Source organism: Latilactobacillus fragifolii (genome assembly GCF_905332535.1).
Classification (GTDB): Bacteria; Bacillota; Bacilli; order Lactobacillales; family Lactobacillaceae; genus Latilactobacillus; species Latilactobacillus fragifolii.
This window is the reverse complement of record NZ_CAJOCF010000002.1, coordinates 354228-366670: the sequence shown is the minus strand read 5'-3', so window position 1 is coordinate 366670 and position 12443 is coordinate 354228. Positions and strand designations below refer to the sequence as shown.

At 42.7% G+C, this 12443-nt stretch carries 9 protein-coding genes; 8 read left to right on the top strand and 1 reads right to left on the bottom strand.

The window, feature by feature from the left end; translation table 11 throughout:
- Positions 1 to 28: 28 nt before the first annotated feature.
- Complete coding sequence (hflX, locus tag J7Q78_RS04420) at positions 29 to 1300, bottom strand: GTPase HflX (protein ID WP_208422475.1); 1272 nt, start codon at positions 1298 to 1300, stop codon at positions 29 to 31.
- Positions 1301 to 1797: 497 nt separating this feature from the next.
- Here hflX and J7Q78_RS04415 point away from each other — a divergent pair, with 497 nt between their 5' ends.
- From J7Q78_RS04415 to J7Q78_RS04380, 8 genes are all read left to right on the top strand, one after another.
- The gene (locus J7Q78_RS04415; RefSeq protein ID WP_208422474.1) at positions 1798 to 2688 is read left to right on the top strand and encodes an ROK family protein; all 891 of its coding nucleotides are present in this window, start codon (positions 1798 to 1800) and stop codon (positions 2686 to 2688) included.
- A 65-nt stretch (positions 2689 to 2753) separates the two neighbouring features.
- On the top strand, positions 2754 to 4091 hold the full coding sequence (locus tag J7Q78_RS04410; RefSeq protein WP_208422473.1) for an APC family permease: 1338 nt from the start codon (positions 2754 to 2756) through the stop codon (positions 4089 to 4091).
- A 421-nt stretch (positions 4092 to 4512) separates the two neighbouring features.
- Complete coding sequence (locus tag J7Q78_RS04405) at positions 4513 to 8436, top strand: WxL domain-containing protein (RefSeq protein ID WP_208422472.1); 3924 nt, start codon at positions 4513 to 4515, stop codon at positions 8434 to 8436.
- Positions 8437 to 8449: 13 nt separating this feature from the next.
- Positions 8450 to 9490 (top strand): DUF916 and DUF3324 domain-containing protein, encoded by a 1041-nt coding sequence (locus tag J7Q78_RS04400; protein WP_208422471.1) that lies wholly within the window; start codon positions 8450 to 8452, stop codon positions 9488 to 9490.
- A gap of 5 nt (positions 9491 to 9495) precedes the next feature.
- Positions 9496 to 10560, top strand: a complete 1065-nt coding sequence (locus J7Q78_RS04395; protein ID WP_208422470.1) for a DUF916 domain-containing protein — start codon at positions 9496 to 9498, stop codon at positions 10558 to 10560.
- The gene (locus J7Q78_RS04390; protein WP_154242725.1) at positions 10541 to 10693 is read left to right on the top strand and encodes a hypothetical protein; all 153 of its coding nucleotides are present in this window, start codon (positions 10541 to 10543) and stop codon (positions 10691 to 10693) included. Before J7Q78_RS04395 ends, J7Q78_RS04390 begins: the two co-directional genes overlap by 20 nt.
- A 114-nt stretch (positions 10694 to 10807) precedes the next feature.
- Positions 10808 to 11725: a WxL domain-containing protein gene (locus tag J7Q78_RS04385; protein WP_208422469.1), complete on the top strand. Its 918-nt coding sequence runs from the start codon at positions 10808 to 10810 to the stop codon at positions 11723 to 11725.
- Between the two features lie 118 nt (positions 11726 to 11843).
- Positions 11844 to 12248, top strand: a complete 405-nt coding sequence (locus J7Q78_RS04380) for a MarR family winged helix-turn-helix transcriptional regulator (RefSeq protein ID WP_208422468.1) — start codon at positions 11844 to 11846, stop codon at positions 12246 to 12248.
- Positions 12249 to 12443: the final 195 nt, after the last annotated feature.

The following is a 12443-nucleotide window of genomic DNA, read 5'->3' as shown; positions in this document are numbered from 1 at the left end:
CGATGGGCTTTTTTGGGGGCATCAAGGGCTATTTTTGAACAAACTTTTTAACGGGACCTAGTAAGTCGGGATTAATTTGGGCCCGAATCAACGTACCATCTTCTTCATAGCTTTGTTTAGTAATATTGGCACGATCACTGAGATATGAAACGGCTTGACCTTCTGTGTAAGGTACTAGAAAGTCGTGTGTTGGATATTGTTCGAAGAGTTGCTTATTAATTAAAGCAATCAACGCATCAATCGCTACTTCGTCACGAGCTGAATAAACGATTTGTTTGCCGTCCACTTCAGGATAGCGGGTATCCGGCTTCAGATCAGCTTTGTTGTAAGCTTCAATGACTGGGATATCTTTAATATTAAGTGCTTCAAGGGTTTCTTGTGTGGTTTGCATCATGTCCAAGTAGTTAGGGTCGGAGTAATCCACCACGTGGATTAAAAGATCAGCGTTAGCCGCTTCAGCCAAGGTTGATTTAAAGGCTTGAATTAAGTGATGGGGCAGTTTCGTGACGAAACCAACCGTATCACTCAACAAGAATTTCTGTTGGTTGGGAAGGATAATTTCGCGGACACTCGTGTCTAAGGTGGCAAAAAGCATGTCCTTTTCAAAAACTTGTTTTTCAGGGGTATCTGGGTTTAACCGTTGTAAAATGCGATTCAAGGTCGTTGATTTACCCGCATTGGTATACCCAACAAGTGCGACTACCGGAATCGCATTTTTCGTTCGTTGGCGGCGTTGTACAAGCTGTTGTTGATCGATTTTAGCGAGTTCACCTTTTAGTTTTGTAATCCGTTTTTCGATGAGTCGCCGATCCAATTCAAGTTGGGTTTCACCTGCCCCACGGTTGGTGGATCCCCCGCCACCTTGTTGATCCAACTTGTTTTCAGAAGGGTGGAGACGTGGTAATTGGTACTTCGCTTCGGCGATGGCTACTTGGAGTTGCGCTTCTTTTGTTTTAGCGCGGCTGGCAAAGATTTCCAAAATCAATTGCGTCCGATCCAGAATACTCATCCCAAGTTCTTTTTCTAAATTCCGAATTTGTGAAGGTGAAAGTTCATCATTAACTAAGATGAAGTCTGCATCTTCAGCAACGGCGCGTTCTTTAATTTCTTGAACCTTTCCTTTACCAAAATAAGTTGCGTGATTGGCTTGGTCGATGTTTTGGCGAACGTCACCAACCACTTCTAAGTTGTCGGCGCGGGCTAATTCGCCCAGTTCGCGCATTGTATAGTCAAAATTAGTTTGGCGTTGACTAACACCAGTGATTAAAACTTTTTTAGGTTGCATATCAGTTTCTTGCATGAGCTCTCCTTTTTGTGACTGTCCCACCAGGCGATTACCTGCTGAGGATTAGCATCGGTAGCCGCAGAATCAATTTGTTGGTGAGTTGGTCGAAAGTGAATACCTAGTGGTACGCGGTTTAATAAGAATATGGGTTAGCACCCGGTTGAATTGAAAAAGGACCATGGCAAAAATATTCTTTTGTCACAGCCCTCAGTTAATTAAATTTAAAAAGCGAATGCCAACAGAAATAGCCGAAAAAAGGCTACATGATTATTCAATTGTGATTAAACAAACGTTAGTTGACATGTTGTTGACGCTCCTTTGATGTGAAATGCGTGGTCACCCACTTTATTCGTTAAGTGTACCACGAAAGGCACTAAAACCAAAGTCTGCCGATGAAACACTTTTAAAGCGGCTATTCATAAATAACAACGTTCGTAAGTGCCAGCGGGATTTTGTGTTAAAATGTAAGCGGTTATCTAAATATACAAGAGAAACACTTGGGGGATGGACGAATGAAAAATTTAGCATTACTTGATGTTGGGGGCACTACGATTAAATATGGTTTATGGGATGGTGCGGCGCAACAATTGACTAAACAAGGGGCGGTTGCAACGCCTAAATCGTTGTATGCCTATTACGATGCGCTGACGCAGATTGTGGCAGCGTTTAAGGCTAGTGACCAAGTTGTTGGGGTTGCAATGAGTACACCAGGGGCGGTGAACAAGGCGACCGGCATTATTGAAGGCGCCAGTGCCCTCCCTTATATCCATCATTTTGAAATTCAAGACGAACTTGAAACGCGTTTTGACTTACCCGTTGTGATGGAAAATGATGCTAATTGCGCGGCGTTAGCTGAAGTCGGTAGGGGAGCGGCCCAAGGGTTAAAAAATGTGTTGTTCATGGTAATTGGCACGGGGATTGGTGGTTCAGTGATTATGAATGGCCAAGTGCAACATGGGCGTCATTTATTCGGTGGTGAATTTGGTTATATGCTGATGAATGATGGGCGAATTTTAAGTGAAGTTGGGACCGCCGTTCACATGGCTGACCGTTATAATCAAAAAGCGCACACACGTTACTCGGGACGGGAAGTTTTTGAATTAGCTCATCAAGGCGATATCCGCGCGCAAAAAGAGGCGCAGGTGCTCTACGATAACCTCGCACAAGCTATCTATAACTTGCAGTATAGTTTTGATCCAGAAGCCATTATTTTAGGTGGTGGGGTGTCACAAGCCGCCTTTCTTGTACCGAATATTGAAAAAGCCTTACAAAAAATACGCAAGCAAGTCGATATTGCGCCGTTTATGCCCACCATTCGGACGTGTCAGTATCATAATGATGCGAACTTGATTGGGGCGATGGAAGATTTCCGGCACACTTATCCGCAGTTAGTTACAAATTAGACTAGTAATGATTGCTTTTAACGTGTCATAATAAATATTATAAATGATATTAGGAGGCGATTAAGATGGCTACGGAAAAGCAAGGATTAAATCAAACAATTGGCTTTACCGCCGCCTTAGCCACTGTGATGGGGACGGTCATCGGTGCGGGGGTGTTTTTTAAAGCCGATCCCGTGACGCATGCGACCGGCTCCACCGGGCTAACCATGCTTGCTTGGCTAATCGGGGGGTTAATCACGATTTGTGCTGGCCTAACAGTTGCTGAATTAGCGGCTGCGATTCCAGAAACCGGCGGGATGATGCGTTACATTGAACATACTTACGGTAGTTTAGCGGCCTTTTTATTAGGTTGGGCTGAAACAACAATCTATTTTCCAGCGAATATTGCGGCGTTGTCGATTGTTTTTGCAACCCAATGCATTAACTTATTTAGTTGGTCAGCTCACTGGCAGATTCCAATTGCAATTATCGTTGGACTCAGCTTAACAATCTTGAATTTCTTTGGCTCCCGGGTTGGTGGGCTCTTTCAATCCTTCACAACCGTCTTTAAATTAATTCCGCTGGCCATTATTATTGTATTTGGATTAATCCATCCGGGGAGCAATGCGGGGCATGTATCATTATTTGACGTGACCCGTTCAAATGGTTCAGGGAGCTTCCTATCAGCCCTTGGGCGTGGTGTTCTAGCAACGCTGTTTGCGTATGATGGCTGGATTCACGTTGGCAACATCGCCGGTGAATTGAAGCACCCAGAACGTGATTTACCGCGGTCGATTTTAATGGGCTTAACTGGCACCATGGTTGTCTATCTTTTAGTGAGTGCCGTCTTCGTCCTTGTGTTACCAATTAATCAGATCGCCGGCAACCCGAATGCTGCTTCAGAAGTGGCCCGGGTGCTGTTTGGTGGTGTGGGTGGTAAAATCATCACTATCGGGATTTTAATTTCCGTCTACGGCGGCATTAACGGTTATACGATGACGGGAATGCGTATTCCATACGCGATGGCGCTCGAGAATCGCTTACCATTCAGTCGGCAACTACGCTACCTCTCTAAAACGGGGACGCCGGTTATCAGTGGTTTGGTGCAAATTAGTATTGCCATCATTATGATGTTTATGGGTGGCTTTAATACATTGACCGATATGTTGATTGTTGTCATCTGGCTCTTTTATGTGCTAACGTTTATTGCCGTGTTCATTCTGCGCAAACGGGAACCGGATTTAAATCGGCCATATCGCACACTTGGTTATCCAGTGATTCCAATCATTGCCATTCTTGGTGGCATTTTTATTGTTGTGAATACATTATTCACGCAGACGATGCTAACCCTTATTGGGATTGGCATCACCTTGTTAGGCTTACCATGCTACTATTATTTAAACAATAAATATCCGGTAAAATAGAACTTAAAAGGCTCCGCACCAACGATTGTTGGTGCGGAGCCTTTTTTTATTAGCGAAACTATCTGTGACGGTAATTGTTGATTTAATCAACATTATAGTAGTGCGTCAATTTAATCTGAAAAATATAATCTTGGTTCATAACTCATAAGTTGTGACCGGTCACCGATAAGATTAGTTTATATCATTGTTTGATTATGTGCAAGTATATTTCGCGCGACGATAATTGTCATCCGTTCATTAAAAACCCTTTAGAATCAATGGTTGAGCGCTGTTTTTCGGATTTTTTTAATTTGCGGATAAATTTACGGACTTTCTGAAAACGCCAAAAAATTCTTTCATGCCAAGGGGTCACAACTCATAAGTTATGAACCACCATTTTTAATCGTTTTTTGGGAGATATTTGACTTGGGAGGGTGCAAGAATGAAGCATCGTACGAAAAATGCACTGATTGGTTCGTTATTGTTAATGTTACTCATTTTGCAAGTAGTGGTTACGGCAGGCGCTGGCATCGCTGAGGGGGTTACTAAGGTCGATTCATTGCTGACGTTAACGCCAAATGAGCAGGCATCAACTAAAACACAGCTAGTAATTACTGTGAATGAACGATCAAAAGTTCAACGAGATTTAACATTGCATACACCGAGCGGCTTGACGTTTGATCAAGCTAAAACGACGGCGTTAAATAATCAGGCAACCTATCAATTGACGTTCGAAAAAGATCAAGCTAACAAGATTACGTTGAAGCAGACTGCCAAGGCAGAAGCGATTACTGATCCAAAAGCAAGTACTAAACAATATCAATTGGTGTTTAAAATCGGTGACGTTAATACTTTAGTGAAACAACAAATGGTCGTTGAAACAACCATGGGTGGCGAGCAATATGCCTCACAACCACTATTGTTTAAAGAATTAATTCAGTTGGATACACAACAGTCATCTGCTAGTAGCGCAACTGATAGTAGTTCAGAACGTTCGTCACTAGTCAATAGTGTCACATCGTCGCTGAAAGAAAAATTACCACTTGCCAAAAGCCAATCGCAATCAGTTCTGGAAACACCATCGATTGATGATCCGGGTGAACAAGATGGCTGGGTCCAAACCGATAAGAATATTAAAGTGCCGATCAAAGTGGATGAAACAGCTAACGTTGGGCATCGTAAATATTATATGTATTTTGGTGGTTACTATACTGGTGGTCGAAATCCGAATGGTAGTAGTAATTGGGGCTCTGGACAATATGAAGTTCCAATTGGCAGTGATAACCGTGAAAATGTACCGGATGCCGCGTTCTTTCAGCTATTAAGTGAAACAGAGTCAGGCAAGATTTTCTCCGCAGTTTATAATCATGGGACCAATAGTGATGCGACTGATAGAGCTTATGGGGAAACAGGGTTGTCGTTACTGACGGCGGACACTGATTTTAGTCATTTTAAATCCTATAATCCACGGCGAACGGATGCTCGGGTGCACGCATTAGGGAGTGACGCACCGAAACAGACGTTTCCAATCTATAAATTAATGTACAAAAAAGATAGTGCCCATCCAGGCTTACGGGCTTACGCGATGACTAATGGTCCTGACGGTCAACCGGAAGGGATTTTGCGCGTCACGATGGAGCCGATTAATCAAAAGGGGCGGATTAGGGCTCAAATTCGCTTCATTTCATTGCTGAAAAAACCCAAGTTAATGGCGTGGAGCTATTCAATGCATATGGACTTAGATGGGTTGCATAAGAGTACCCCAACCTATTCGCTGGGTGGAACAACCGGCTTGTACACCTATACAGACCGCGCACCATCGGATCGCGTGCCGTTTAAACTCACGTATTGGAAAGATGGCTATCCAGATGATCCTGATTATGAATTGATTAACCATGAAGATGATAATAATTATTACGGTAATGAGTGGACACAATATTCGAACAAGTATGGCTCGCCCTTGCAGTCTGAGGGGTGGACGATTAACGGGACTAACCGGGATTTAACGGATCCTGGTAAATTCCAATTGTATCGGGGCCATGGTTATAACCATCCTGTTTGGCATTTTAAGTGGGCGACTAAAGAAGTTCAGCCCAATGAGCGTTATCAAGTTAACTTAGATTTTGGGTTATCCAGCGATACTGATTTCAATAATGTCGAAGCGACCAAGTCGTTTACTAATTTAACATCGAAAGACGGCTTTAATCGGGTTGGTGATCGGCTACAGTTCAAACTTTTAGGGCGTAATACAGAGTGGGATACCAGTTTAAAAGATATCTTAATTACTGATAAAGTTCCTAAACAATTCATTGTCGACACAGCGACGATTAAGTTAGTCGATAACACGGGTAAAGAACAAACGTTAAGTCCAGATGTTTATGATCCAGTATCAGGTAATTTAACGGTTAATGTACCAGGTTCAATGGGTTTTAATGAAACAGTTTATGTGACATTTGAAGCCGATATTGATCAATCAGCAGCTGGCTTAACAATCACGAACTCGATGGATATTTATACCGACAAAGCGTCTAAGCATGATTCGTCTGATGTGCAAGTTATTGTTGAAAACATCGCGTTTACAATGCAAAAACGCGTCCGTAACGTTACAAATGGTGAAACAGATTACGGGATTGAAACAGCAGCGAAACCAGATGACATTGTTAGTTATCAGGTGGCAATCATCAATATGTCTAAGACCAGAGAGGTGCCGGCTGGGACGGTTGTCGAGGATCTATTAGATCCGGTGTTGACGCCGACCGGGAATGTGACAGTGCAATACTTTAATGCTAATGGCCAACTTGTGACGAGTCAGACCGGCTTGTTTAACGATCAGCAACAGATAACTTTAACGAGTCCGATTCCAATTGGGGGCAATGCCAAAGTTGTCTTTGAAACCAAAGTTGGCGATACCAATCGAAAAGTAATTGATAACACAGCAAGCGCGGTTAATGGCGCGGATACAAACCATTCCAATGATGCGAAGGTGACGATTAAAAAACCAGTCAAACTTGCCATTCGTCAAGCAATCGATGCTAATCGACTAGCCGATAGCACCCAGGAAATCGCAACAGGGCTCACTAATACACCGCCGAATACGTATTACCGGTTAATCAAAGTGACATCGGATGCTAATAATACGGATGCGATAACGCACTTTGTGATCAATCATTTTAAATACGACTATGTTGACAACATGCCAGGGCAGCCGCCACTCAAATTTACAGAGGCGAGCTATTCATTAGATGGCGGTGCTTGGGTTCAACCAGCCAGCTTAGATACAGCCGTTCGCGATGGGCTGTTAAATAATCGTTTGAATATCGATACGACTACTTGGGGCAATCATCAGAAATTAGAACCAGGGCACACATTAACGATTGCCATTGGGTATCAACTTACCGGCACATTAATGGCAGATGTGGATTTTGAAGCATCACTAGCGACCCCCGATAATCAAAGTATTATTCAACCAGAAGTTACAACGGATATTGATGGACAAGCAGTCACCACCCCCAACTTCAATAAAGTGCGCTTAAAACGGGGCCAGGGGACGATCACAATTCGTTATGTTGATTTAGATGAAGATTTGCACCATCCAGCGGCGCCGCCAACATTAATTTCAGCACCCGTGACCTATAAAGGGACAATCGGTGAACCACTTTCTTCGGTCACTGCCGAGCGAGTCGCGCCGAAAGTGATTAAGGACTACACGGTGCTGTCAGTTACGGAAGACGAAGCGCTGCCAAGCGCCAATTGGTCAGCCGCATATAAAGATGACCCCGTTTTTGCAGCTAAAGATCGGGTAATCACGTATGGCTACAAGAAAAAGATGTTGTCATTAGCTGCCCCTAACTATTGGGATTTCGGACGATATAACCGAACACAACGCGATGTCACGTATTACTTGAATCCACAAAAGACGCCACAAAAAGTCACGGTAACGGACAATTATGGTGTTTCGGATTGGTCATTACAAGTTCAGCAAAAACGCCAGTTTACGGATGATCGTCAACAGGAACTAAAAAATGCGCAACTGCGTTTTCAGCATGGCAATGTTGTGCAAGAAGCGTCCAACACGGCTAAAGGCAAAATTGATTTCCAACCTGAATTTATGATCAATCCTGGTGAAACCCCTAAAACCCTAATGAATTTAACCAAAACAGGGACGTATCAAAAAGAAAAGATTGAAGACGATCAAAGCAACGCCACAAACCGCTATGATGACCCCGGCAAAGGCATCTGGCACTACCAATTTGGCGATCGACAGACAGCCGGCAGTAGTATTGGGCTTTTCGTACCAGGAACGACTAAACGGGACAATACAAAATATACGGCCGTCTTAGAGTGGTCATTATCGGTAGCACCATAGGAGGAATTGAAGCGTGTTAAAAAAACAGTTATTAAGAAATATTATCTTGGGCATGGTTGTTGGACTAGTAGGCGGTTTTAGCTTATTACATCCAGTTCAAGCCGCCTCACAAAACGAAAATGCCGACTTCGAAATTCAACCGATTATGCCGGAAGGTCAAGTTGATGAAAGTTTAAACTACTTCGATGTTCAATTTGCACCAGGTACAACGCATGTGATTAAAATGCGGGTGCAAAATTTTACCAATCACAACATTACGGTCAAAAATGAGTTTCAAAATGGGATGACCCAAATGGGCGGCGATATGAAATTCCAAACCAGTACGAGTGGTTTGGATCCGAGCCTTAAGATTCCCTTTACGACCATTGGTGCGGTCAAAAAATCAGATCGGGTCATTCATCTTGGTCCTGAAGAAACGACGGTTGTTCAGGCAACGATTAAAATGCCCAACGAGAAGTTTAATGGCTTAATCTCCGGTGGCTGGCATTTTATCGAGTATCGCAACAATGGTGATCAAAAAGATCAAACCATTTCTAGTAACTATGCCTATATGATTGGTGTTATCTTACGTGGATCGCACTATAAGGTCTATCCAGAATTGAAGTATGATTCAACGCAACCCATTTTATACGATAATCGGCCGGCATTAGGCGTTAAGTTACGGAATGTGCAACCGATGATTCTGAAGAAAATTCATTTTAAAGCGGTTGTTTCTAAAAAAGGGCTCTTTGCTGACAAACGGATTTATGAAAAAGAAGGTTCTAGCATGTCGGCCAATTCATCAGTGACGTTACCCGTTTCTTGGGCTTATGACGATATGAAACCGGGAACTTATCAAGTGGCTGTGAAGGTGACCGGTGAGAATCTATGGAACAAGTTGCCGATGTCATGGACATTCAAGAAAAATTTGAAAGTCTCTCGGGCGGCGGCCGCCGATTTGAATAAGCGATCGATTCAACGCCCAACAAATAAATGGCTATACGCGATGACTGCTGCTGGGACATTGCTATTAGTAGCAGCATTCGGTTTATATCGCGTTATCCGGATTGGATAGTTCTCATGGTGAACTTTAAACGCAACGGCCTAATGACCATCTTATTACTCAGTGTGCTGCTTTTTATGGGGCAACAACCCGCTAATGCTGGGACCAAAAAGACCCCGCAAGTTCCCAAAACAGAAAAGGCGACCTTTATGTTGATGCCTGAATTACCGGCAAATAACATTGGCGGTCGGCGAATTGGCTACTTTAATCTAAAGGTTAAAAAACACCAACCGCGAACGGTCCGGATTAAAGTTTATAACCCAACTAATCAGTCACTGAATATTATGGGCGAAGTAGCTGATGCAACAACAAATGATAATGCAACGGTCGATTATCTGGGTAGTCATGCTATTAATCCGCGCTTATTGCCGGCACCAGCAAGCCAATGGGTAACCGTCCCTAAGCAAACACCATTAGCGCCGGGTGCAACCAAGTGGCTAACGATTAAAGTCCAGGTGCCTCACAATTTTGAAGGGGTTAAGGCAACGGCCATTAATCTAAGTGCGAGTCAGACCAATCAAAAAACGGCAGTTAAAAATACTTATCGCTACGCCATCGGCTTGATTCTAACCGGCCAAAAGTTACCCACCAACCATTATCAAAAATTAACTTCGCCCAAAATAAAAACGCGGTTGACGGCCAATCATCAGGCTGCCATCAGCGTATTGGTGCAAAATCCTGATCCGATGTATTTAAAATGGACCAAGATCAAGGTGGCGTTGCAAAATAAAAAATGGTCTTTTGTACACTACGGTCGTCAGTTTAACAACGCTAAGATCGCACCAAATTCGCAGTTTTACTTGGATACGTTATTAGGGGGTAAGCGGCTAGTGCCGGGGGTCTATCAACTAACCATGACGATCAAAAGTGATCATTATCAACAGACACTTCATCAGTATGTCGCTATTTCAAAATCTCAAGCGAAGTATATTAATCAGTACAACGCAGCCTACTTATTGCGACGCAATTGGATTATCGGCATTAGCGTTTTCACCTTAATTTTAGTTGTCAGCATAGTTGTCTATAGGTTTCACGTGATTAAGCAGAGAAAGAAGGAGCACCATGCAAAAGATGGTCAATAAATTTGGATACAAAAAAACGAAATGGAGCATGATTGCGCTGGTAACGATACTATCAATCATTTTCATTGGGACCGGTATAATGGCCGCTTATGTCCATCATAGTTACAACGTTTATACGACGATTACGATGTAGTCGTGACGCACCACCAATTAATCAATGGTTACAACCACAAACATCGGGTATCCGAGTTTGTGATGTAATAAAAAGCACATGTGTGCAAAAAAATTTTTTAGGGAGGAATTTCACATGAAATTCACAAAATTAACAAGTTCAGTTTTAGCTGGCGCAACATTACTTTCAATCTTAGCACCAACAGCATCATTTGCTGCAACATCAACACAGGGTTCACAATCAGCAACTGATGACAATGGTGGGACACCACTACCAATGACTGATAAAACAGTTGCTGGGATTTCATTTGGTGATAACTCAGATAATGGTAATACAGGGTACTTACGTCTCCAAATGGTGCCACATACATTAGACTTTGGTAACCACAAGTTGCTTAACAACTCAAAACGTGATTTTACTGCTGATGGTAAAAACACAACCCTTGCAAGCAATGACATGGCTGCAAGTTATGACAATACAGATGCTAACAAGACACGGATCTTGAACACAAATGATTCAGCACTTGCAAACGTTAAAGGCAAAGCATGGGCAACAGTTGTTGATAAACAAATCACACGTACAGGAACTGGTTATGCTGCAACAACCACTCCTAAGTCAGGTTCATGGGAATTATCAGTTAAATCTGACGATGCTTTAACAGCTGTCGATAGTGCTGGTAACAAAACTTCAGAAACAATCACCGGTGCTAAGTTAAGCTTCAACAACACCGCTTATGGCAGAACTCAAAAAGTCTTTGAATTAACAAAAGATGCTAACGATGCAACATGGGCAGCTGATTCAATAGCTACTGGTGTAACTGCTGATGATACTGACATTTCAGCTGCAGGAATTGCTAAATCATTTGGGACCGTTCTTAAAGACAATGGTTCTGACGTAACGGTTGCAACAGCTGCTGATGGGGAAGGCCAAGGGGCTAACGTCTTTGGTTGGGCACCAGAAGACATTAAATTAACAATGCCACAAGGGGCACAAGTTAATAATGCCATCTACAAAGCAAACTTAACATGGACATTATCATCAACTGCTGCTTAATTCAGTATGAATAAGTAGATCGGTTATTTTAATAAATGATTGTCGGCTTTGGCTTAGCCGACAATCATTTATCATACATAGGTTAAACAATCATTGAATGGATGGTGGAGGGGTACAGATGCCAGATAAAAGAAAAATATTATTAATTAGTGAGTGGTATCTAGAGTGTCAAAACATCACGAATCAATTGAACAAATTGAGTGAGGAACACGGCTTAAGTTATGACCAGTTTCTGGTGTTGGAACAAATTGTGGAATTAACGCGTAACACACCAGGTCAGATCGCAGCAGTATTTGGTACCTCTGCACCAGCGGCCTCCCGTAAAATAAACACCCTACAAAGCAAAAAGTTTATTCGCAAAATCCGTGATATGGAACATGACCAACGGACTGTTTGGCTAGAAGCGACTGAAGAAGGTCTGCGCAAGTACGAAGCACTAAAGAAGGCTATTACTAAGCATACTGGCATTAAAGCAACGGACTTAGCGTACTTACGGCAGATAAATCAAACCATTTTAGAATAAAAGCAAAAACGCCTCCGCTCTTAAGTAGGGCACCGCGGCGATAATAAAAAAGCACGCCATTCGTTAAGATTAAGGCTAATAAATCTTAACAGTGACGTGCTTTTTTAGGCTAGTTAACTAAGGTGCATAGTTGTTTCAGAAGGCTTTTTTAAAGGTTGCCGTCAAAAAAAGCATTACCCAGTGGATGTCTTGTTT